Genomic DNA, 21924 nt, shown 5'->3' on the forward strand with positions numbered 1-21924 from the left:
GCACCCTCGCCGTCGTCACCGCCCTCGACCCGGTCGAGCAGACCCTCACCGTGCGCACCGACGAAGGCGAGACCATCAGCTACGACCTCACCGAACTCGACGAACTCGTCCACGCCTACGCCCTGACGATCCACCGCTCCCAAGGCAGCGAATACCCGGCCGTTGTCATCCCGGTCACGATGAGCGCCTGGATGATGCTGCAACGCAACCTGCTCTACACCGCGATCACCCGCGCCAAGAAGCTCGTCGTCCTCGTCGGATCGACCAAAGCCATCAGCCGCGCCGTCCACACCGCCACCGCCGGCCGCCGCTACACCGGCCTCGCCCACCGCCTCCACCAGACCGCCCCGTGAACAGGCGACTCCTCGACACCGACAGGCTGCCGCGGGCGCTCACGAACGCACGAACCACAGCCTCCAGCACCAAAGCCTGGGAGAGCTCCCTCTTAGCGATCTAGTTCATCCGCGAGCTCGACACCGCCGCCGAGCCACAGGCCAGCTAGATCATCGCCGTTCGCCCCTGGTGACACCTTCTTACCGGCCCGCGCTCAGAGCAGGGTGGGATGGTGCTTGCCGGTCTTGGCGAGGCGCTGCGCCCGCGCGTACAGCTCGTCGCGCACCAGCGACGGTGCGGCGAACCCGTCCGCGAGGGGGATGAGGAACCGCCCGGCGGCATCCTTGCGGGCGGCAGCCGAGCTGGCCTCCTGATACTCGCGGCTCGTCAGCAGCTGGGCGGCCAGCTCGTCGAGCCGCGGGGTGAGCTGGGCGTACTGCGCCTGAGCCAGCGCCTCGGCTTGGTCGGCCGCGTCACGGCACGCATCCCAGCCGACCCAGTTGTCGGTGCCTTCCGGGAGGGCGAGCTTGGCGTACCGCTGCCTGGCCGCGCCCGTCCTCGCCGCCCGGAATCCCGGATCGGCCAACAGCGTGCTCACCAGCTCGGCGGTCAGTCGTGCCCGCTCCTCGTCGCTGGGGCGCTCGGCGCCCTCGTCTGCGGCGCGGCGGGCCTGGAACCGCCCCGACTGGCTGGCGGCCAGTTCCTGCCATTCGAGGTACCAGGGCGCGGACTGCTCCCAGAAATGGATCAGACCGTTCACGGCGAACGCGACGCTGACCCGGCCGGTCTCACCCTTGCGCTTGATCAGCTCGGCTGGCGGGTCCGCCACCTCGCCGCCGGCGGGATCGAAGGCGACAGCCTCGAAGTACAGCACTCCGCCGCCGAGGGAGGCGGCGAGGGAGAGGAAGCCCGGCAGGTCCAACACGCCCGGGGAGATGTTCACCTCCGGACCGAGGTCACGTTCCGGCACCGCCGGCACCAAGGCCACGGTACTGTGCGCCGCGAACTCCGTCACGGCCGCGGCCAGCTTCGCGAGGTTGTCCACGGTACGACCGTAGTGACAGGGAGCGACCGTTTCCGCCAATTGGAGTAACCACCAGAGAACCGGGCTTGTTGGCAGACCCTTCTACCCGGCCGCGCCATCGACGGGCCGCCACAGCCAGCTCGGCGTGACAGCAGGCGCGGAGAAACCTTGCACGGTTACTGGTGAGCGCCGCACGACCACCCGACGCGCGGACAGCCAGATCAACCCCGTTTGCGGCGGGTGACACGTTTCTTACCGGCACCCCAAACCTCGGCGCCGCCCGGTCGTTCACTTAGAGGGTATCTCATGTGGCCAGTTTCTTCCAGCAGGTCAGCGCGGCTGCGAGGCTGAGGAATCCGAGGAAGTTGTGGCCGTTGGTCTCGTAGCGGATGGTCAGGCGGCGGTAGCCGCCGAGCCAGGCGATGGTTCGTTCGATCTTCCAGCGGTGTCGGCCGAGTCTCTCGGTGGACTCGATGCCGCGGCGTGCGATGCGCCCGACGATCCCGCGTTCGCGCAGGAACAGGCGCAGGTGGTCGAAGTCGTAGCCCTTGTCCGCGGGCAGCTTCACCGGGCGCCGGCGGCGGGGACCGCGGCGTGAACGGATCGCCGGGATGCCGGTGACCAGCGCGACCAGGGCCTGGCTGTCGTGCAGGTTCGCCCCGGAGACCGCCACGACGAGAGGCAGGCCCTCGGCGCCGGACAGGACGTGGATCTTCGAGCCCTTCTTGCCGCGGTCGACCGGGCTCGGACCGGTCAAAGAGCCCCCTTTTTCGCCCGCAGGCTCGCGGCATCCACGATCGCCGACGACCAGTCGATATCCCCGGCCGCGCCGTGGCGATCCAGGACCGCCCGGTGCAGCCGGGGCCACAGCCCCGCGCGGGTCCACTGCTGGAACCGGCGATGCGCGGTCGGTGGCGAGACCCCGAAGTTCGGCGGCAGATGCCGCCACGAACAGCCCGACGTCAACACGTAGACGATCGCGGTGAACACCGCCCGGTCCGCCACCGGAGCCGTCCCTCCACCCTGCTCACGCGGGGTGAAACCGGGAACCAGAGGCTCCACCAGCTCCCAGAGTTCGTCCGGTACCAGCCGCAGGGCAAGGCGGTCGTCCACACCTCAGATCATGAACCAAGATCCAACCAGCCACGTGAGACACCCTCTTAGGCGTTTGACTCCGTCAGGTGGTGCGGAGGGTTTCGGGGACGAAGTCGGCGAGGTTCCAGGGTTTGGTGGTCAGGCCGTCGAGGTTGGACTGGTGGGTGCCCATGGCGAGCATCGGGAGGTTCGCGGCCAGGCCGTAGGGGTATGGGTCGGCGCCGAAGGTCGCGGCCTGCCAGTCGATGTCGCCGTTGCCGTTGCGCAGGATGCCGGCGGCGGTGGGGTCGCGGCGGTAGGCCTCGCGTTTCGCCGCGCCGAACGCCTCGAAGAGGGCCTCGGCGACCCAGGGTTCCTTCTCGACGAGGCGGCGCTGGACGAGCACGACGTGGTTCACGGGCAGGAAGCCGGCGCTGTTCTGGAAATCGGCCATGAAGGCGCGGCCGCCGTCGGGGAACAGGCGGCGGACCCGGCCCGTCGTCGTGTCGATCGGGACGTCGGCCGCCGGGAACGCCGCGTCGAGGCCGCCGTTCTGCAGCAGCTCGTTGACCTGGCCGGCGCCGGTCCAGTGCAGTGTCACGCCGCGGGGTGGGTCGGTGTCGAAGCCCATCTGCCGACCGTGGCTCTGGTCGCCCTGGCGCCCGACGTGCCAGTGGATGTCGCGCGGGTGGATCCCCCACAGCTCGCGCAGCTGCGCGCGGAACCACAGGCCGGCTGTCATCGTGTAGTCGGGAATCCCGAAGTTCTTGCCCGCCAGGTCGGCGGCTGTCTCGATGCCCGCGTCGACGTTGACCAGCGTGTTGAGGCCGAGGGTGGCCTTGCTGGCGAAGACCGGGATCATCACCCAGTCCCACCGGTCTCGCGCGCGCTCGCGGGTGACGATGAAGTTGGAGATCGAGAACTCGAACACGTCGTGCGCGCTGTCGCGCAGGTGGCGTTCGTGCAGGTCGCCCGCCTCTGCGGACTCCCAGTCGATCTCGATGCCGGTCGGTTGGATGGTGCCGTCGACGAGTGGCGCCACCCGCGGGTTCGGCGAGAATGTCCCGCGAAGTCGTAATGCCATGTCGTTCTCCGCCCCTCGCGGTTCACTGGTCTTCAGTGGTCGACGGCTGCCTGGCTGATCCGGCCGTATCGCTCGTGCCGTTCGGTGAGCCGCCACGCGGGGTGCTCGTACGGCAGCGCCCGCAGCTGGGCGTCCACCGCCGCCGCGACCCGGCCGACGAAGCGCGCCGGCTCGTCGGCGGCGTCCGGGCACTCCGCGACGATCTCGTCGACCACGCCGAGCCGGGCCAGGTCGACCGCACGGATCGCCTGTGCCTCGGCCAGCTCGCCGGCGTGAGCGGTGTCGCGGTGCACGACCATGCTCGCGCCCTCCGGCGGCAGCGGCGCGAGCCACGCGTGCCAGGCCGCGATCGTGCGGTCGGCCGGCAGCAGCGCCAGCGCCGCGCCGCCGGCCCCCGCCCCCCGCAGTACCGCCACCGTCGGCGTCGGCGGCGCCCTCAGGTCGGCCAGGCAGCGGGCGATCTCCCCGGCGAGCGCTCCCTGCTCGGCCTGCGCGGACAGCTCGGCACCCGCGGTGTCGATCACCGTCACCAGCGGGAGGCGCAGCTCACCGGCCAGGCGGATGCCGCGCCGGGCCTGGCGCAGGCCGGCCGAACCGAGCGGGACCGTCCGGACCTGTCCGAGCACGAGGCACGGCGTCCCCCGCAGCCGCGCGATCGCCACCAGCAGGGCGGGATCGGTCTCCCCCGCCGACGTTCCGCGCAGCGGCACCAGCACGTCCGCGGCGGCCCGCAGGAAGGCCACGGCGTCGGGACGGTCGGTCCGGCGCGACCGCCGCACAGCCTCCCAGGCATCGGGCTCGTCCCACGACCTCGGGGCGAGCCCGATGCCTGGGGACGTCGGCGAGCCGGCGTCGACCACGCGCGACGGACCGATGTCAGCCGGGTCCCGCGGCGCCGTGTCCTTCGCGTTCCGCGGAACGGCGTCGAGAGCGTCCAGCGGACGGATGTTCGGCACGGGCCTCGGACCGGTGGTGGGCGTCAGCGCCGCCAGCAGGTCGGCGAGCAGGGCTCTCAGCTCGCCGGGTGGCACGACGGCGTCGACGAGGCCGTGGTCGCGGAGGTTCTCCGCGCGTTGGACGTGTCGCGGCATCGGCTCGGTGGCGAGCGCCTCGTGGACGCGCGGGCCGAGGAAACCGACGAAGGCGCCGGGCTCGGCGTAGGTGATCTGGCCGAGCGACCCCCACGAGGCCAGCGTCCCGCCCGTGGTCGGATGCCGCAGGTAGACGAGGTAGGGCAGGCCGGCGCGCCGGTGCTCGTCGAGGAGCCGCGCGACGGTGGCCATGCACAGGAAGGCCGCGGTGCCGTCCTGCATCCGGGTGCCGCCGGACGCCGGCAGGCCGAGCAGGGGCAGCCCCTCCCGGGTGGCCCGCTCGATCGCGGTGGCCAGCCGACGCGCGGCGACCAGACCGATGGACCCGCCGTGGACGGTGAAGTCACTCGCGAGGATAGCGATCCGGTGGCCGGCGAGCCGTGCCTCCCCCGTCACGACCGACTCGACGGGCACGGCCGGCCTGGCAGGCGCGGCGCGCACGGCGGACCTGGCGAGAACGCCCGAGCCGGCGCCCCGCGCGTCCCAGCCGGCCCAGCTGCCCGGATCGGTGAGGCGCGCGATCAGGTCGAGGACGGCGCCGGCGGCCAGGGTGGTCACGGGAGCTCCGCCGCGACGGCGACCGGGTCCTCGTCCGTGGCCAGCCAGCGCCGGACGGCGTCGTCGTGCTCGCCGAGGGTCGGCGGCGCGGCGTGGCGCTCGGCGGTCCAGTGGTCGAACCGCAGCGGGGGGCCGGGCAGGGTGATGGCGCCGAGGGTTCGGTGCTCGACGTCGACGAGCAGGCCCTGCGACCGGGTCTGCTCCCAGTCGTAGACCTCGGCCATCGTGCGGATCCGCCCGCACGGGACCCCGCCGTCGTCGAGGGCGGTGAGCGCCTCCTCGACGGTGCGAGTCGACAGGGTGGCCTCGATGAGGGCGATCAGCTCGTCGCGGCGCTCGATCCGCCGTGCGTTGCCGGCGAACCGCGGGTCGTCGGTCGCCACGCCGAGGACCGGGGCGAACCTGCGCCACAGGGCCTCGCTGCCGACGGCGATCTGTACCGGGCCGTCCTTGCAGGCGAACAGGCCGTACGGGGCGAGCGTCGGATGGTGGTTGCCCTGGGCGGCCGGCACCTTCCCGGCCACGGTGTAGCCGCTGCCGTGGAACGCGTGGGCGCCGACGACGGCGGCGAGCAGCGAGGTTCGCACGACCGTCCCGCGGCCGGTCGCCGCGCGCTCGCGCAGCGCGGCCAGGACGCCGAAGGCGCCGTACATGCCGGCGAGGACGTCACCGATCGGGACGCCGACGCGGGTCGGCTGGTCCTGGCTCGGTCCCGTCACGCTCATCAGGCCGGCCTCGCCCTGCGCGATCTGGTCGTAGCCGGCTCGGTGGCCTAACGGTCCGTCGTGGCCGAACCCGGTGATGGACAACGTGACGAGCCGGGGATTGATCGCGTCGAGCCGAGCGGCGGGGAAGCCGAGCCGGGCGAGCACCCCGGGCCGGTAGTTCTCGATGAGCACGTCGGCGCGGCGCAGCAGCTCGGTGAGCGTGCGCCTGCCGTCCCCGGACTTCAGGTCCGCGGTGACCGACTCCTTGTTCCTGTTGCAGGACAGGAAGTACGTGGACTCCTGCTCGTCCTCGGGGCCGACGAACGGCGAGCCCCAGCCCCGGGTGTCGTCGCCGCCGGGCGGCTCGACCTTGATGACCCGTGCTCCGAGGTCGCCGAGCATCATGCCGGCGTGCGGGCCGGCGAGTGCCCGGGCCAGTTCGATCACGACAACACCGGTGAGTGGACCTGTCATGGTCGACCTTCCTTCACGGTGTGAGGCCGGTCGGAGCCGTGGGATCGGCGCCCGGGCGGCTGGGTGGGGAAGCCAGGCCAGAGAAAGCGGCGGCTTCTAGGGCGGAGCCGGCGGCGGCCAGCGCCTCGGTTGGGGAGAGCCCCGCGGTGATCGCGCGCCGCAGCGCCAGCGCCTGGCTCGGCGCGTTCATCGCGAAGCCGCCGACGACGGCGTCCGCGCGCAGGTAGGCGGCGACGAACCGGCGGGCGCCCGGATCGTCCTCGAGGATCATCAAGGTGTCCGCCGGGCCGGGCCTGCCGATGATCTGGAGCCTCGTGTCGTACTGGTCGGACCAGACGTAGGGGACCGGTGTGTACGCGCGTGGCGCCCGCGGGTTCAGCAGATTCCATCCGACGACGCCGGCCTGCTCGATCGCGTTCGTCCAGTGCTCGATCCGCATCGTCTGGCCGTATCGGGCGTTGGGCCAGCGGGCGACGTCTCCGACGGCGTGGACGCCTGCGGCACTGGTGCGCAGATGCTCGTCGCACACGACCCCGCCGTCGACGGCCAGCCCGGAGCCGGCGAGCCATCCGGTGTTCGGCACCGCGCCGACCCCGACGACGACCAGGTCAGCCGGGATGATCGAGCCGTCGAGCACCACGCCGGAGGGTCGGTCCGTGCCGAGGATCCGGGTGACCGTCCGGCCGAGCGCGAACTGGACGCCCTGCGCACGGTGCAGGTCGACCACCCGGCGGGCGACGGTCTCCCCCAGCAGGTGCGCCAGCGGGCTGGGCATCGCCTCGATGACGGTGACGCCCTCGACTCGGCCCGCGAGGACGGACGCGACCTCCAGGCCGATGAAGCCGCCGCCGATGACGGCGACCTGCCGGGCGTCGCCGATCGCCGCCCGCAGCGCCAGCGCGTCGGGCAGGTCGCGCAGGTAGTGCACGCCGCCCGTCGGGGCGGGGACCGGCAGGCGGCGCGGGGCGACGCCGGTCGCGATCACCGCCTGGTCGAACGCGAGCCGCTCCCCGCCCGCCAGCTGGACCGTGCGCCCGGCCGGGTCGAGCCCGGTGGCGGCCGTCCCGCGGCGCAGGTCGATGTCCCGCGCGGCGATCTGCGCGGCCGTGCGCAGCAGCACCGACTCCGGTGGCGCGTCGGTGGCCAGCAGCTGTTTGGACAGGGCGGGCCGGTCGTGCGGCAGCTCCCGGCCGGCCTCGACGATCGTGATCGCGCCGCCGAAGGAGTGCCGGCGCAGCGCCTCCGCGGTGCGCAACCCGGCCACGGACCCGCCGACGATGACGATGGTGTCCTGCTCGCTCATGCCTCGCCCTCGGGGACTCAGTATTCTGTATACAGCAGACGGGCGCAAAGGCCCACGCGGGGGCCTCCGTTTCGCTTTCCGGAGCTCGCGCGCGCCGGGAGGGTCAGCCCTCGACGGCCTCGGGCGGGCCGTCGGCCCAGGCCAGCCGGACGAGGCGATCACGGGTGTGGCGCACGTGGGTGCGGATCACGGCCCGGATCTCGTCCTCGTCGCCGCTTTCCAGGGCGTCGAGGATCGCCGTGTGCTCGGCCAGGACCTCCTTGCGGCGGCCCACATCCGGCTCGGCCAGGTGCAGGTAGCCGTAGATCCGGAACCGCACCTCGTCGATGATCGCGGACACGGCCGAGCCCCGGCCGTGCAGCGCGTGGTGGAACTCCATGTCCGCCTTGAGCCAGTCGTCGGCGGGCATGTCCAGGTCGAGCTCGCCCGCCATCCTGCGCACGGCTGGCAGGTCCACGTCGAGGAAGTCCTTGCGGGCCCGGGCCCGGAGAGTGGCGAAGATCTCCAGTTCCTGGCGCAGGTCGTAGAGCTCCAGCACCTGCTCACGGGACAGCTTCGTGACGACGAAGCGCTGGAACGGGTTCGAGTCGAGCAGGCGCTCGGCCTGCAGCCGGCGCAGCGCCTCCCGGACCGGGACCCGGCTCACGCCGAGCATGTTGGCGAGCTCGACCTGGTTGATCTCGGTCCCGCCGGGGATCTCCCCGCGCATGATGGCGTCCCGGACCTGCTCGTAGACCTGGTCTCCCAGCGTCTGGCGCGAGACGGCCCGCATGCTCCCGCGCTCGGCGGCGCGGTCGACCGCGCGCAGCGGGCTGTCGGGCGCGGCGGACGGCGTCGCTTCACTGGGCATCTGCTCAATGTATTGCGTATACAGTCGCCTCGGGGAGGATCTTGCCTTCCGTTTCGGGGGCAGGAAGGCCTCCTCGGTGGACACCGCCCTCCTCACAGGCTCGCCGTGACGACTCTGTTGCGCAGCTCACCGAGCCCGTCGATCGCGCAGACGACCTCGTCACCGGCCCGCAGATAGCGCCCGGTCCCGAGGCCTACGCCGGACGGTGTGCCGGTGGCGATGATGTCACCGGCCTCCAGGGTCGCCCCGAGAGAGGCCTCCGCGATCAGCTCGGGGATGCGCAGCAGCATCTCCCCCGTCTTGGCCGCCTGCACGACGTCCCCGTTGAGGTGGGTCGTCAGCCGCAGGGCGTACGGGTCGCCGACCTCGTCCGCGGTGGTCAGCCACGGGCCGAGCACGCAGCCGCGGTCGAGCCCCTTGCCCTTGGTCCAGTTCCGCCCGAAGCTCTGGTTGAGCGACGGCGCGTCCTCGTTGAACTGCAGGTCGCGATAGCTGACGTCGTTCATCACCGTGTAGGCGGCGATGTGGTCGAACGCGTCGGCCGCCGCGATGTTCTTGCCCGGCCGGCCGATCACCACGGCCAGCTCGCACTCGTAGTCGAGCTTGCCCGACACGGGCGTCTCCAGCAGCGGGGTGGCCGGGCCGGCCAGCGACGAGTACGGCTTGTAGAAGTAGAACGGCTTGGCGGGCGGCGGGATGTTCGCCTCCTGGCCGTGCGGGGCGTAGTTGACGACCTGGCAGAGAATCTTGTTGCCCGGCTCCACCGGTGCCACCAGCTCGACGCCCGCGAGCGGGTAGACCCCGTCGCCGCCGTGCCCGGCCCGCGCGCGAGCGGACGCGGCCAGCTCCTCCAGCCGGTCGGCGGGCGCCGCGAGCAGCGGTCCCAACGGGACCTCGACACCGACTGGCCGGTCCTGGGCGGCGAGGCGCGCCACATCGACGACCACGTCGTCGAGGACGATCCCGGTCAGCCGGTGGGCCCCGACCACGAACTTGGCTAGACGCACTGCACGCACCTCCTGGTCAGCTGGCTTGTCGCGGTTCCCGGTCGGCCGGTCACCTCATTCGGGGTTGCGACCGACGAAGTACGCCTCGTCCGGGTCGTCGGTGACCCACAGCTCGGACTGGACCAGCGCCCGGCGGAACGCCGCCATCTCGTTGCCGTGCAGCCTCGTTCCGGGCACCCGCAGCGGGCCGCCGTTGAAGCCGGCGAGCCAGGCCTGGTACTTCCAGGCGGCCCTGTTCACCGAGTGCGCGTGCGGCAGCGGGGCCACGGTGCCGTTGGCCCGCCAGGCCGGGGCGATCTGCCAGAGCAGGTTCATCGCCTCGTCGGACTTCCCCTCCCGCGCGAGCGCGAGCATCCGCGGCGCGGTGTCCCCGTAGTACTCGGTGTTCGACGTCGCGATCACCCGGACCGGGACCAGGTTCGCGAGCGCGATCGCCTCCTGGATGATCGGCATCGTGATCAGGACCTTCTCGGCCAGCCGGTTCCAGGCGTGCGCGAACCCGGCGATGGACGGGAAGCCGCCCTCGGCCTTCACGGCGACGACGTTCGGCGCGTCGTCGACCAGGGCCTCCAGCAGGTCGACCGGGATCGAGGCGGCGTGCAGCCGCTCGAAGCCCCAGTGCGTCATCGGGAACAGGATCACCGCGAGGTTCGTCGCGTCGCAGAACGCCTTGGAGTAGTCGTAGATCTCCCGCAGCGAGGTCGGGTAGAAGTTGGGCGGGTAGGACAGCAGGGCGAGACGGGCACCGGCGGCCTCGGCCCGCTGGGCCGCCGCGATGTTCTCTTCCAGCGTGTTGAAGGCCGCGTGGAAGATCAGGTTCAACCGGCCGGCGGCCTCGTCCGCGGCGACCTCGGTGAACCGGACGTACTCGTCGACGGTGATGTTCACCTCGCCGACCAGCAGCGTCCCGGAGAAGCCGAGTTCGATCTCGCGCCGGATGTCGTGGCGGATCCCGCGTTCGTTCAGCCGGCTGAGGTCGGCCGAGAAGCTCGGCATGACCACATTGTTCACGCCGTGGAAGTGCTCCAGCGCCCAGTCGCGCACGTCGGGCTTGCTGATCACAGACGTCATGTTTCGTTCCACTCTCCTCGTCCAGATGCGGTTCGGCCGGAGGCGGCGGTCAGCGCCGCCGCTTCGGCGCGGCCAGGTCGTCCACGGGGCGCCCGAGGCCGGTCTCGACGGCGCGCCGGTAGGCCAGCTCGGCGGCGACCAGGTCCTGCAGCGCGGTCCCGACCGACTTGAAGATCGTCAGGTCGCCCGGGCGGTCCTCGGGGAGAGCGACCTTGCCCTGCAGCACGTCGCTGAGCAGCAGGACCCCAGCCGTGCTCCCGCCCTCGTCGACGTACGCGCGGATGTCGCCCGACTCGTCCGCGACCTGCGCGGGGTCGGCGTCGAAGAGCAGCACCCCGGCGCGCCGCAGGATCGCCGTGTCCAGCTCGCGCAGGTCCTGGTGGGTCGAGCCGATCGCGCTCAGGTGCAGGCCGGCCGGCAGCCAGCCCGACTCGCAGGCGATCGGGCCGCCGTAGCCGGTGTTCGTCGCGGTGATGACGTGGTCGACGTCGGCGCACGCCTCGGCGGCGCTCGCGCAGGCCGTCACGGTGAAGCCGAACTCGTCGCGCAGCCGGGCCGACAGCCGCTCACGGCCCTCCGGCCGCGGGCTGAAGACCTTCACCTCTTCGAGGTCGGCCACGGCGGCGAACGTGCGCAGGTGGGTCTCCGCCTCCAGGCCGGAGCCGAGGACGCCCAGCCTGGTCCCCTTCACGCCCATCGCCCGCGCGGCCAGCACGCTCGTCGCGGCGGTCCGGGCGGCGGTGAGGTAGCAGGCGTCCAGCACGGCCAGGATCTCGCCGGTTTCGGTGGACGCGAGCAGGATGACGTACCGGACGCCGACGCCGCCGCCCCCGAAGAACGCCTTGAGCCCCATGACGCCCGACGCCGGCACGACCGCCGGCATGACCCGGAAGAACCGGCCGTCGCCGGCGAGGTTCAGCCGCTCGGGCACGTCGGCGGGCCGTTCGGCGTCCACCCGCAGCGCGCGGTCGATCGCCTCGACGAGCGCGCCGGCGTCGAGGACGCCGCGCACCGATTCGTCGTCGAGCAGAAGTGTCATGGCTGTCGTCCTCCGGGGGCGGTGCACAGCGGGGGCGGGGGCTCGGATCGAGCCTCGGGGGATGCGTCCCTGCATTGAGGCAACTGTATACAGATTAGTGGCTACTCTGAGCGGATAGGGGCCGGCCGGAGGAATCACCCGGGCGGCCGGCTCCGTTCACGGCCGCCCGGGCAGGGCCTCGCGGCCGGGTCAGGCGAGCGAGTTCGCCAGGTCGGCCACGCGTGCCTCCTCGGAACCGGCCCCGGCGGGAGCTCCGGCGGAGGAGACGCCCGCGGCCGCGGCGAGCGGCGCCTCCGCCGTCGCCCCCAGCGGAGCGACCTTCGCGAGGCCCGGGCTGCCGGCCTGCCAGACGTCGCGGGTGATCGGCGAGGCCTCCAGCAGCCGGGGCCGGTGGTCGGGGGCGACGATGTCGTGCTCGGCGCAGAACTCGAACGAGATGCCCGTCGCCGGATCGGCGATGTAGACGCTGATCGACCCGGACGCCGCGTGGCGCAGGACGTCCTTCTGCAGGCTGGCCCCGCGGCGCAGCGCGATGTTCCGACCCCGCATCACGTCGTCGATGCTCTCCACCAGGATGCAGAAGTGGTCCAGCTGGCCGGACCGCGCGGGGCTGGACCGGAAGATCCCCAGCGAGTGGTGGTAGTTGTTCCGGGCCCGCAGGAAGACGGCGTTGCGCTTGATCCAGTCGGACGCCCGAAAGCCGAGCACCTCGGCGTAGAAGGCGTGCGCGGCGACGGGGTCGGCCGAGAACCACACGGCGTGCAGCATCTCGGTCATCCGGACCACGTCCTGCGTCGGCTTCACCGCCCGGGACAGCATGTCGGTGTAGACGTCGACCTGGACGCCGTCGGGGTCGGTGAACCGCAGCCCGCGGTCGATGCCGTCGCCGTCGAGGTCGCCGATCTCCTCGTGCGGGATCCGGCGCTCGGCCAGCCGGTCGGCGACCTCGTCCAGGGCCTGGGCGCTGGAGAGCTCGAAGCCCACGCGGCGCAGGCCACGGTGCGTCGAGCTCTCCTCGATCGCCAGCCAGTGGTGGTCGTAGCCGCCACCGAGGTAGGCGGACCGGCTCGACGCGTCGTGCACGGTCAGGTGCCCCACCGACGCGTAGAAGTCGACCGACTCGGCGAGGTCGGGCACGCCCAGCACCACGTATCCGAGGCGCTGTACTGCTTGCTCCATCGGTTCCTCCGAGGGCTCGGTTCTCAAGGACAGAGTCGTCCGGTCTAGTCGGACACGATGAGGTTCGGGTCGGCCAGGGAGCGCATCGTCTCGTCGGACATGTGGACGAGCGCCTCCAGCACGAGCGGGTCGATGTGGCGGGCGCGGCCCGATGTGACGTCACGCAGGACCAGCCGGGGAACCCGCCCGGCGGTGTCGACCGAGATCTCCACCGAGGCGAACTCGTTGCCCACGAGCACACCCCGGGCGAAGGGGCCGAGCGGGCCCGCGCCGTCCTGGGTCATGACGGCGCTCCGGCGGCCGGGTGGGCTTCGGGCCTGAGGGCGAGGGTCGGCGGGCGCATGGTCAGATCAGGAAGGTCATGTTGCCCAGCGGCTCGTCGGCATCGAGCAGCACGACCTTCTTGCTCCGCAGCAGGAACCCGGACGCCGTCCGCCGCAGGGTGTAGTGGCAGCGGGCGGCGTAGAGCGACTTGCGGCCCATCCGCAGCTCCACCATGATCGTGCGCGCGGTGGCCTCGACCAGCCCGTCGGGGTCCTCCGGCCCGGCGACGCGGATGTTGCCGACGGTCCGGCACACCTTGGAACGCGGCTCCTGCGAGTGCGCGCCGCCGGTGGTCAGCCGGAAGCAGCGCTCCTCCAGCCGGGCCCGGTCGTCGTAGATGATCGAGACGTGCTTCGTCGGGTCGTATTCCTCGAGGTTGCAGGGGACCCAGTAGGTGCACGGGTCGTCCCAGAGCGCCAGCCAGTCGTCGTAGGCGTTCGCGTCGGCCAGCTCGGCCTCCCGGTACAGGAAGTCGGTGACCTCGGACAGCAGCGTCAGGTCGTCCACTACCGGCTCACCCCGTTCGCCTGCGCGGCAGCCAGGTCAGGGGCCGTGTCTCCCCCGGCCCTCGGCTCCCCGCTCCCGGCGGGCACGGGACCGGCGGGCACGGGACCGGAGCTCATCGCGCGCAGCCAGGTGCCCAGCTGGGCCCGCTGCGGCACCTCGTCGGTGACGTTGCCGACCAGCGCGCCGTCCGCACGCGGCTGGACGTCGAGGCCGCGGCCCAGGACCAGCCACGGGATGCGGTCGGCCCGCAGGCCGAGCTGGTTGCGCTCGAAGATCTCGACGTCGTCGGGAGTGCCGAAGCTGGCGACCCCGCCGAACCACTCGAACGACCGGATCCGCTCGGTGTTGATCTCATCGGGGACGCCGTCCAGCATCGCCGGGTAGCACAGGACCTCGGTCCGGCCCGCCGCGAGCGGCCGGACCACCCGGACCTGGGACCCGATCAGCTGCAGGTTCGGCCAGATGTGGATGTGCACGTCACGGGAGCGCCGGATGGTCTCCGGCACGTCCTCGCCGTAGGCCTCGGTCATCAGGCGGAAGTACTCCCGGCCGGCCTCGTTGTCGGGGATGCCGGCGGCGATCGCGACGTTCGACGCCACCCCGATGCCGACCTTGTCCCGCCGGGTCAGGTCGAGGCGGCAGTGGCCGTTGCCGAGGTCCCAGCTCTCGTTCGGCGACCTGTCGGAGTTCCCGGCACCGCGCTGGAACCCGGGGCCGGCCTTGCGCTGGCGCAGGTCGAGCACGGTCTTATGGGTGAAGTTCGTGTGGTAGCCGTCCATGCCGACGAACTTCCAGTTCCCCCAGAACACCGACTTCGACGTACCCGCCGACAGGCTGACCGAGCCACGCGGCGACGCCCTGACGAAGTCCGTCAGGTAGGCCGCGGCCTGGCCCAGGTGCTCGTCGAGGCTCGGGCCGTCGTCGGCCAGCGAGGCGAACAGGAACCCCGCGACGGATCCCACCCGGGGCACCCGGGCCAGGCCCAGCGTGGCCCGGTTGAACTCGGGCCCGTACCGGGACGGGTAGGGAACGCCGACGAGGTCGCCGGCCGTGTTGTAGGTCCAGCCGTGGTACGGGCAGCGGAAGAACGAGGCGTTCCCGTACTCCTCCATACAGACCGCCGCGCCGCGGTGCCGGCACCGGTTCAGGAAGACGCCGATCTCGCCGTCGGCGCCGCGCGAGACGATGACCTGCTTGTCCCCGATCCACTTGGTGCAGTAGTCGCCCGTCTCGGGGATCTCCGACTCGTGCGCGACGTACACCCAGTAGCGGTGGAAGATGTTCGCCAGCTCGGCCTGGTAGATGCCCTCATCGGTGAAGATCGCCGAATGGACGCGGTCCGCCTGGACGAGGTCGGCGTAGTCGGTCATTCCGTTTCCCTTCCTGGCCGGGGTTTCCTGGTCACGGCTCCTGGACGCGGTCACGGCGCGGTCACCGGGAAGGCCGCGTACCGGGTGTCGAGGTACTCGTCGAGGCCCTCGAAGCCGCCCTCGCGGCCGAGGCCCGACTGCTTGATCCCGCCGAACGGAGCCGCCGCGCTCGACACGACGCCGGCGTTGACGCCGACCATGCCGCTGGCCAGGCGGCCGGTCAGCCGCAGCGCCCGGTCGACGTCGCGGGTGTAGACGTAGCTGACCAGGCCGTACTCGGTGCCGTTGGCCAGGGCCACGGCCTGCGCCTCGTCGCGGAACGTGGTGACCGGCGCCAGCGGGCCGAAGATCTCCTCGGTCAGCAGCCGGCTGCCCGGCGGGACCCGGCTCAGCACGCTCGGCGCGACGAACCGCCCGTCCGCGCCGCCACCGCCGGTCTCCACCCGGGCGCCGCGGTCGACGGCGTCGGCCAGCAGCCGCTGGAACTTCTCGACCGCCGCGTCGTCGATCAGCGGACCGACCTCGGCGCCGCTCGCCCAGCCCGGCGCCACCGTCAGCTTCGCCATCCGGGCGGCGAGCTCGGCGGTGAAGGTGGCCGCTACCGACTCGGCGACGACGAACCGGTTCGCGGCCGTGCAGGCCTGCCCCGTGTTGCGGATCTTGGCGAGGATCGCGCCGTCGACCGCGGCGTCCAGGTCCGCGTCCTCGAAGACCAGGAACGGCGCGTTGCCGCCCAGCTCCATCGACGTGCGCATCACCCGCGGCGCGCACTGGGCCAGCAGCAGCCGGCCGACCTCGGTCGAGCCGGTGAAGGACAGCTTGCGGGCCAGTCCCGAGCCGATGATCTCCCCGACCACCTCGGCGGGCCGCGACGTGGTGACCACGTTGACCGCGCCGGGCGGGGCTCCGGCCTCCTCGATGATCGCGGCGAGCAGCAGGCTGCTCAGCGGGGTCTGCTCGGCCGGCTTGAGCACCGACGGGCAGCCCGCGGCCAGCGCCGGGGCGATCTTGCGAGCGCCCATCGCGAGCGGGAAGTTCCACGGTGTCACCAGCAGGCAGGGCCCGACGGCCGTGCGCTGCACCAGGATCCGGGTGGTGCCAGTCGGCGAGAGGCGGTAGTCGCCACGGATCCGCACGGCCTCGTCGGCGAACCAGCCGAAGAAGTCGGCCGCGTAGCTCACCTCGGCCAGCGACTCGGCCAGCGGCTTGCCCATCTCCAGGGTGATCAGCAGCGCGAGCTCCTCGGCCCGCTCGTGCAGCACGCTCTCCACCCGGCGCAGCAGCCGGGCCCGGTCCCGTGGCGCGAGGGCGTCGAGCGCCGGCTGGGCCGCCGCCGCCGCCTCGATCGCGGCGCGGGCGTCGCGGGCGTCGGCGTCGGCGACCTCGGCGAGGATCTCGCCGGTGGCCGGGTTGTCGACGCCGAACGTGCGCCCGTCGGCCGCCGGGCGCCAGCCACCGCCGACCAGCAACGCCGTAGGAACCTCCGGCACGGCCGGAACGGCTTGCCGGGACTGGGCTGTCCGCTGGTCGGGCAGCGGGTCCGCGACGGTGTGCTGGGTCATCACTGCCTCCTCTGGGATCGGTCCGCGTGGTGGTCGGCGCTAATCACAGGACCGCGATCCCGCCGACCGGCGAACCGGACGCTCCGGTAATCGGCAGGGCCGGCGCGGCGAACAGGAACTCGTACTTCCCGTGCTCGCGGCAGGCCCGGGCGAGCTGGCCGAAGTCGAAGATCTCGCCGATGGCCAGGCCCATGTGGACCAGCGCGACGACGTGGAACGGCTGGAAGCAGTCGATCTCGTTCGGCCGGACCTCGACACCCCAGGTGTCGGAGGCGATCGCGGCGATCTCACGCTCGTGCACCCAGGGCGCGGTGTGCAGCGAGACGCCGGGGGACGCCCCGCCGGCGTAGTCGCCCCAGGCCTGCCGGCGGGCCTCCAGGAAACCGGTCCGGATCAGCAGCGCGTCACCGGGACGGATCTCGACGCCCTCGCTCTTCGCCGTGGCCTCGAGTTCGTCGACCGAGATGGCGTAGCCCGGCTCCAGCGCGTCGATGCCCAGGTAGCCGGCGACGTCGAGCAGCACGCCCCGCATGACCAGCTTGCCGGCGTAGTTCTCCACGCCGTTCTTCGCGGCCCCGTTGGAGGAGACCAGACCGGCCGAGTAGCCGTTGTACATCTTCCCCTTCCAGAAGATGTGCGACAGCGAGTCCCACTGGGTGCCGGCCTGGTTCGGCACGATCAGGATGTCGTCCGAGCGGCCGTAGCCCTTGGCCGGCCCGAAGCCCGCCGGCAGGATGTCCTGGGCGCCGGCGAGGTGGTCCGCGCCGGTGGCCGTCATGACGTTCTTCGGGTTGTTGCGCAGGCTGCCGGTCTGCGGTCCGCGCTGGTCATACGGCAGCGAGCAGTTGATCGTCAGGCCGAGCTCGACGAGCGCGGCGGCGGCCCGGACCTGGTCGGGACCGATGTGGTTCAGCGTCCCGAGCGAGTCGTCGTCGCCCCAGCGTCCCCAGTTGGTGCACTGCTCGATGTAGCGGGCGAGGACGTCCGCGCCACGGAAATCGGTCATGTCATCCTCCGGTCGTGAAAGCGCCCACGAGCTGCGCGCCGCCCGTGGCGCCGAGCTCGTCGAGGACGTGGTGGGCCAGCGGCGCGCCGTCGGTGGTCGCGAGCACGACGAGGTAGCGGTAGGCGAAGATCCGGCCGGTCGCGGCGTTGGTGACCGTGCGTGGGCGCAGACCCAGCCGGGCGGCGGGGGCCAGCACGTCGCCCAGCGCGCCGGCGCCGTCGGCGAGGACCGCGAGGTGGTCGGCGCCCGGCACGGTGACCGGCTCGGGGGTCAGCACCCACCAGGCGCCCGTGCTGCCGTCGTCGATGTCGTGCGCCAGGATCTCCAGGCCGAACCGCTCGCCGAGCGCCTCGGTCCCGACGACCGCGGACGTCCCGTCCCCGGCCAGCACCTCCTGGGCGGCCGCGATCGAGTTCTGCCCGTGCATGCGCACGTCGGCGCCCGGCAGGTGGGCGGACAGGAAGCGGGCGCACTGCCGCAGCGAGCCGTGACCGCCCACCGTCGTGACGTCACCCAGCGCGGTGCCGGGCCGGGCGAGCAGGGCGCACCGGTAGGGCACGACGATCTCGGCGGCGACGAACAACCGGTCGCCGCGCAGCAGCCGGGCGAAGGTGTCGGTGCAGGCGGTGTTCGACGTCTCCGAGGTGAGCAGGCCGCCGTCGAGCCGGCCGTCGGCGACGGCGGCCGCGACGTCGTCCATCGTCGGCAGGTAGGAGGGCGGCGCCAGGTCGGGGTGCCGGCCCGCGAACGCGCTCGCGGCCTGGCCGGCGAACGTCAGCGCACCGCCGAGCGTCCCGAACCGGAAGGACGGCCCGAACGTCACCTCACGCGGCTCGCGCACCGCCGAACCGGCGGTCATGCTTCGATCCGGATGGCCTCGGCGGGGCAGGCGAAGGCCGCGTCCCGGGCCAGGTCGGCGGTCGTCGCGTCGGCGAGGTCGAACCCATTGTCCGTCCCGGTGTAGACGGCGCGGTTGTCGTCGCCCAGGCGGAACAGGTCGGGGGCGAGCGCGACGCACTCCCCGAAGCCGCAGCACTTCTCGAACTCGACGTACAGCTTCACGCGGACCTCCTGCGGCTCATCGCGCGCCTCACGCCCGGCCGTAGCCGTGCGGGTTGACCCGGACGTCGACGACGACGGTCCCGCCGGCCTCGACCTCCTGGAACGCCTTGCCGAGCACGGTCGCCAGCTCGTCGGGGTCGAGCACCGGGCCGTACGCCGACAGCCCGTGGCCGCGGGCGATCGTGGCGAGGTCTGGGTCGGGGTCGCGCAGGTGCTGGCCGACGACGCGGTTGTCCTCCGGCCGCGACCGGCGCCGCGCGACCTGCCGCTGGTGTCCCTCGTCGTTGAAGTACGACCGGTTGTTCGCGACGACGACCAGCAGCGGCAGCCGGTAGTGCGCGGCGGTCCACAGCGCCGAGCTGCCCATCAGGTAGTCGCCGTCGCCGATCACGGCGACCGGCACCCGGCCGGTCCCGTCCAGCGCCAGCGCCGCGCCAACGGCGATCCCCGGCCCGGAGCCGACGCCGCCGCCGCCGTCCCGGCCGATGTAGTCCAGCGGCTCGGCGAACCGGGCATCGTGGCCGGACCAGCCCAGCGGCAGCGCCGTGTAGGTGATCTTCCGGTCGCCGGCGGTGTCCCGGATCGCGGCGGCGAGGTCGGACATCAGGATCTGGTCGCCCTCGACGACCGGGCGTTCGGCCGGCGCGCCGGCGCCGAGCGCGTAGGACGCCGGCGGCCAGGCGGAGCGCTCGGCCGGCGGCTGCTCCCCCACTCGGGCGAGGAGCTCCGCGACCAGCTGGTCGGCACCGGCGGTGACCTCCAGGTCCGAGCCGACCAGGCCGAAGTGGTCCTTGGTCCAGCCGTTGGTCACCGCGCCCTCGTTGCGGCAGCTGACGACCGTCGGGCGCGGGCCGTCGCCGAACGCGGCGGTGAGGGTTCCGCCGAGCTCGGTCCAGTTCAGGCTGATGACGAGGTCGCTGCGGCGCAGCAGCTCGCGTCCGGACTCGCTCAGGCGCCCGGCGCCCGGCCTGGCCGGATGGCGCGGGTGGTCGGTCGGGAAGGCCGCGGGCATGCGCAGGTCGGTCAGGCACGCGGCACCGAGCGCCTCGGCCAGCGCGACCCGCCGGTCCCACTGCTCGCCGGCGCGCCCGCCCCGGCCGACGAGGATCAGCGGCCGTGCCGCGGCGGCGACCAGCGCGAGGATCCGCTCGACGGTGGCCGAGTCCGGCGCGGGGACGGTCGGCAGCGGGTAGCGCTCGGGATCCGGCACGGTGACCGCCGGGTCGAGCGGGTCCTCCTGGATCTCCGAGTCCAGGCAGACGTACACCGGCGCCGACGGCTCGGCGCGGGTGATCAGGTTGGCCCGCAGCAGCGACTCCAGCGCCGCGCGCACCGAGCCGGGCTGGTCGTCCCACTTCACGTAGTGGCGGACGATCGCGGCCTGGTCCGCCGAGGTGTGCACCCAGTCGATCCACGGCCGCCGCTTCGCCGCGTCGAACGGCCCGGCCGCCCCGATCAGGACCATCGGAGCGCGGTCGCAGTAGGCGTTGTAGATCGCCATCGCGGCGTGCATCAGCCCCACGTTGCTGTGCAGTCCGACGAGCATCGGCCGGCCGGTCACCTTGGCGTACCCCTGGGCGACGGCGACGGAGTGCTCCTCGTGCAGGCACACGACCAGCCGTGGGCCGCTGTTCCCGAGGTAGTTCACCAGGCTGTCGTGCAGGCCCCGGTAGCTCGACCCGGGGACCATCGCGATGTAGGGCAGGTCCAGCCGGCTGAGCAGTTCCGCGAGGGCGTCGCTGCCCCATTCCATCGGAGGGCGCCCGGTGATCGGTGTCGTCAATATGTCAGGCTGCACGGAAACCCCCTCTGGATTGTTCTGACCAAGACGACCGCGAATGCTCACACACGAATGTGGACCGTCTTCGTCTCGGTGTAACTCAGCATTTCTTCGAAGCACTCCTCGCGGCCCGTCCCGGAGTTCTTGAAACCGCCGAAACCGGTGCCGAGGAAATGACGGGAAACCCCGTTCACCCAGATGTAGCCGGCGCGGACCTCACGCCCCGCGCGCATGGCCAGGTTGAGGTCGTTCGTCCAGACGGACGCCGTGAGGCCGTACTCGGTGTCGTTGGCGAGCGCGATGGCCTCGTCGACGGTCTGGTAGCGCACGACCGACATCACCGGGCCGAAGATCTCCTCCCGGAAGATGCGCATCCGCGGCGTGACGTCGGCGAACACCGTCGGGCGCATCCAGTAGCCGCGGTCGAACTCGGCGCCCTCCGGGCGGGTGCCGCCGGCGGCCAGCCGCGCCCCGTCCTCGTGTCCGGCCTGGATGTAGCGCAGGGTCTTGTCGTACTGGGCGCGGGAGTTCATCGGGCCGGCGCCGGCGTCCTCGCGGGCCGGGTCGCCGATGACGATCGCGTCGGCCTTCGCGACGATCCGCGCCAGCACGTCGTCGTACAGGGAGTCCGGCAGCAGGATGCGGCTCATCGAGCCGCAGGACTGCCCCATCCAGCCGAAGTTCATGCCCGCGATCGCGTTCGAGGCGACCTCTTCGGGGTCCGCGTCCGGGAACACGATCATCGGGTTCTTGCCGCCGAGCTCCAGGCTGATGTGCTTGACGGCCACCTCCGCGGCCGCGCGCTGGATCGCCATCCCGGTCGGGACCGAGCCGATGAACGAGATGCGCTTGACCAGCGGGTGGCGCACCAGCGGGACGCCGGCACCCGGGCCGTCGCCGTGAATGATGTTGACGACTCCGGGCGGCAGCGTCTCGCGGACGATCTCGGCGAGAATGGTCGCCGACAGCGGCGACGTCTCGGCCGGCTTGATGACCACGCAGTTCCCGGCCATCACCGGGGCACCGAACTTCGCGGTGAACAGGATCGGGTGGTTGAACGGCACGATCCGCCCGACGACGCCGTAGGGCTCGCGCACCGAGTAGTGCAGGGCGTCGGCGCTGGCCGGGATGGTCTCGCCCTTGAGCTCGCCTCCGAGGCCGGCGAAGTACTCGATGCCGCGGATCGCCGCGCCGACGTCGTGGCGCAGCTTCGCGATCGTGTTGCCGGTGTCGCGGACCTCGAGGTCGAGAATCCGCTTGCCCTCCTCGCGCAGCCGCTGGGCGTAGCCGCGCAGCAGCTGGGCCCGCTCGGCCATCGAACGGCCCGCCCAGGCGTCGAAGGCGCCGAGCGCGGCGTCGACCGCGGCGTCCACGTCGGCCGGCCCGGCCGCCGGCACCCGGCCGATGACCTCCTCGGTGGCCGGGTTGACCGACTCCAGCCACCCGCCGGACCGGCTCTCGACGAGCTCGCCGCCGATGAGCATGCGCCCGTCGATGAATTCTGAGAACTCTGCCACCT

Annotated in this window: 21 protein-coding genes; 1 reads left to right on the forward strand and 20 read right to left on the reverse strand. The window is 72.3% G+C overall.

Annotated features, from left to right (window positions below; genetic code table 11):
- The coding region (locus tag I6A60_RS33485) for an ATP-binding domain-containing protein (protein ID WP_203042695.1) at positions 1 to 353 on the forward strand (353 nt) is incomplete at its 5' end.
- Between the two features lie 194 nt (positions 354 to 547).
- Here I6A60_RS33485 and I6A60_RS33490 read toward each other — a convergent pair.
- The 20 genes from I6A60_RS33490 to I6A60_RS33585 form a co-directional block, all read right to left on the reverse strand.
- On the reverse strand, positions 548 to 1378 hold the full coding sequence (locus tag I6A60_RS33490; RefSeq protein ID WP_203017335.1) for a hypothetical protein: 831 nt from the start codon (positions 1376 to 1378) through the stop codon (positions 548 to 550).
- Between the two features lie 283 nt (positions 1379 to 1661).
- Positions 1662 to 2470 (reverse strand): IS5 family transposase gene (locus tag I6A60_RS33495; RefSeq protein WP_374113487.1). Its coding sequence is split into 2 segments (ribosomal slippage): positions 1662 to 2120 and positions 2123 to 2470, totalling 807 coding nucleotides; the frame shifts between segments, so codons are not numbered across the junction.
- A 64-nt stretch (positions 2471 to 2534) separates the two neighbouring features.
- A complete protein-coding gene (locus tag I6A60_RS33500; protein WP_203017339.1) occupies positions 2535 to 3515 on the reverse strand; it encodes a hypothetical protein in 981 nt (326 codons plus the stop codon).
- A gap of 32 nt (positions 3516 to 3547) precedes the next feature.
- Entirely contained in the window at positions 3548 to 5164 is a 1617-nt protein-coding gene (locus I6A60_RS33505; RefSeq protein WP_203055783.1) for a carboxyl transferase domain-containing protein, read from the reverse strand.
- Complete coding sequence (locus I6A60_RS33510) at positions 5161 to 6345, reverse strand: CaiB/BaiF CoA-transferase family protein (protein ID WP_203024233.1); 1185 nt, start codon at positions 6343 to 6345, stop codon at positions 5161 to 5163. Before I6A60_RS33510 ends, I6A60_RS33505 begins: the two co-directional genes overlap by 4 nt.
- A 13-nt stretch (positions 6346 to 6358) precedes the next feature.
- On the reverse strand, positions 6359 to 7648 hold the full coding sequence (locus I6A60_RS33515; protein WP_203024231.1) for an NAD(P)/FAD-dependent oxidoreductase: 1290 nt from the start codon (positions 7646 to 7648) through the stop codon (positions 6359 to 6361).
- Positions 7649 to 7751: 103 nt separating this feature from the next.
- On the reverse strand, positions 7752 to 8498 hold the full coding sequence (locus I6A60_RS33520) for a GntR family transcriptional regulator (RefSeq protein WP_203024229.1): 747 nt from the start codon (positions 8496 to 8498) through the stop codon (positions 7752 to 7754).
- A 92-nt stretch (positions 8499 to 8590) separates the two neighbouring features.
- On the reverse strand, positions 8591 to 9505 hold the full coding sequence (locus tag I6A60_RS33525; protein WP_203024227.1) for a fumarylacetoacetate hydrolase family protein: 915 nt from the start codon (positions 9503 to 9505) through the stop codon (positions 8591 to 8593).
- A 54-nt stretch (positions 9506 to 9559) separates the two neighbouring features.
- On the reverse strand, positions 9560 to 10576 hold the full coding sequence (locus tag I6A60_RS33530) for a dihydrodipicolinate synthase family protein (RefSeq protein ID WP_203024225.1): 1017 nt from the start codon (positions 10574 to 10576) through the stop codon (positions 9560 to 9562).
- A 49-nt stretch (positions 10577 to 10625) separates the two neighbouring features.
- A complete protein-coding gene (locus I6A60_RS33535) occupies positions 10626 to 11615 on the reverse strand; it encodes an ornithine cyclodeaminase family protein (protein ID WP_203024223.1) in 990 nt (329 codons plus the stop codon).
- A 189-nt stretch (positions 11616 to 11804) separates the two neighbouring features.
- On the reverse strand, positions 11805 to 12794 hold the full coding sequence (locus I6A60_RS33540) for a VOC family protein (RefSeq protein WP_203024221.1): 990 nt from the start codon (positions 12792 to 12794) through the stop codon (positions 11805 to 11807).
- Between the two features lie 44 nt (positions 12795 to 12838).
- Positions 12839 to 13078 (reverse strand): hypothetical protein, encoded by a 240-nt coding sequence (locus tag I6A60_RS33545; protein ID WP_203024219.1) that lies wholly within the window; start codon positions 13076 to 13078, stop codon positions 12839 to 12841.
- A gap of 61 nt (positions 13079 to 13139) precedes the next feature.
- Positions 13140 to 13625: an aromatic-ring-hydroxylating dioxygenase subunit beta gene (locus I6A60_RS33550; RefSeq protein WP_203024217.1), complete on the reverse strand. Its 486-nt coding sequence runs from the start codon at positions 13623 to 13625 to the stop codon at positions 13140 to 13142.
- Positions 13625 to 14995, reverse strand: a complete 1371-nt coding sequence (locus I6A60_RS33555; protein ID WP_203024215.1) for a Rieske 2Fe-2S domain-containing protein — start codon at positions 14993 to 14995, stop codon at positions 13625 to 13627. The genes I6A60_RS33550 and I6A60_RS33555 overlap by 1 nt, the downstream gene beginning before the upstream one ends.
- 50 nt (positions 14996 to 15045) lie before the next feature.
- Entirely contained in the window at positions 15046 to 16557 is a 1512-nt protein-coding gene (locus I6A60_RS33560; protein ID WP_203024207.1) for an NAD-dependent succinate-semialdehyde dehydrogenase, read from the reverse strand.
- A 43-nt stretch (positions 16558 to 16600) separates the two neighbouring features.
- Complete coding sequence (locus I6A60_RS33565; RefSeq protein WP_203024205.1) at positions 16601 to 17563, reverse strand: cyclase family protein; 963 nt, start codon at positions 17561 to 17563, stop codon at positions 16601 to 16603.
- A 1-nt stretch (position 17564) separates the two neighbouring features.
- Positions 17565 to 18422, reverse strand: coding sequence for a prephenate dehydratase domain-containing protein (locus tag I6A60_RS33570; RefSeq protein WP_203024203.1), 858 nt, complete (start codon positions 18420 to 18422; stop codon positions 17565 to 17567).
- Entirely contained in the window at positions 18419 to 18625 is a 207-nt protein-coding gene (locus tag I6A60_RS33575) for a ferredoxin (protein ID WP_203024201.1), read from the reverse strand. Before I6A60_RS33575 ends, I6A60_RS33570 begins: the two co-directional genes overlap by 4 nt.
- A gap of 28 nt (positions 18626 to 18653) precedes the next feature.
- On the reverse strand, positions 18654 to 20408 hold the full coding sequence (locus tag I6A60_RS33580) for a thiamine pyrophosphate-binding protein (RefSeq protein WP_203024199.1): 1755 nt from the start codon (positions 20406 to 20408) through the stop codon (positions 18654 to 18656).
- Between the two features lie 59 nt (positions 20409 to 20467).
- A complete protein-coding gene (locus I6A60_RS33585; protein ID WP_307873994.1) occupies positions 20468 to 21922 on the reverse strand; it encodes an aldehyde dehydrogenase family protein in 1455 nt (484 codons plus the stop codon).
- Between the last annotated feature and the right edge of the window lie 2 nt (positions 21923 to 21924).

The organism is Frankia sp. AgB1.9 (assembly GCF_016786355.1).
Taxonomy (GTDB): domain Bacteria; phylum Actinomycetota; class Actinomycetes; order Frankiales; family Frankiaceae; genus Pseudofrankia.

What these genes read in the sequence shown, in the direction of transcription:
- I6A60_RS33500 (WP_203017339.1), bottom strand. Translation starts at nt 3,515, where the DNA reads ATGGCATTACGACTTCGCGGGACATTCTCGCCGAACCCGCGGGTGGCG.
- I6A60_RS33510 (WP_203024233.1), bottom strand. Translation starts at nt 6,345, where the DNA reads ATGACAGGTCCACTCACCGGTGTTGTCGTGATCGAACTGGCCCGGGCA.
- I6A60_RS33515 (WP_203024231.1), bottom strand. Translation starts at nt 7,648, where the DNA reads ATGAGCGAGCAGGACACCATCGTCATCGTCGGCGGGTCCGTGGCCGGG.
- I6A60_RS33520 (WP_203024229.1), bottom strand. Translation starts at nt 8,498, where the DNA reads ATGCCCAGTGAAGCGACGCCGTCCGCCGCGCCCGACAGCCCGCTGCGC.
- I6A60_RS33530 (WP_203024225.1), bottom strand. Translation starts at nt 10,576, where the DNA reads ATGACGTCTGTGATCAGCAAGCCCGACGTGCGCGACTGGGCGCTGGAG.
- I6A60_RS33535 (WP_203024223.1), bottom strand. Translation starts at nt 11,615, where the DNA reads ATGACACTTCTGCTCGACGACGAATCGGTGCGCGGCGTCCTCGACGCC.
- I6A60_RS33540 (WP_203024221.1), bottom strand. Translation starts at nt 12,794, where the DNA reads ATGGAGCAAGCAGTACAGCGCCTCGGATACGTGGTGCTGGGCGTGCCC.
- I6A60_RS33545 (WP_203024219.1), bottom strand. Translation starts at nt 13,078, where the DNA reads ATGACCCAGGACGGCGCGGGCCCGCTCGGCCCCTTCGCCCGGGGTGTG.
- I6A60_RS33555 (WP_203024215.1), bottom strand. Translation starts at nt 14,995, where the DNA reads ATGACCGACTACGCCGACCTCGTCCAGGCGGACCGCGTCCATTCGGCG.
- I6A60_RS33560 (WP_203024207.1), bottom strand. Translation starts at nt 16,557, where the DNA reads ATGACCCAGCACACCGTCGCGGACCCGCTGCCCGACCAGCGGACAGCC.
- I6A60_RS33565 (WP_203024205.1), bottom strand. Translation starts at nt 17,563, where the DNA reads ATGACCGATTTCCGTGGCGCGGACGTCCTCGCCCGCTACATCGAGCAG.
- I6A60_RS33570 (WP_203024203.1), bottom strand. Translation starts at nt 18,422, where the DNA reads ATGACCGCCGGTTCGGCGGTGCGCGAGCCGCGTGAGGTGACGTTCGGG.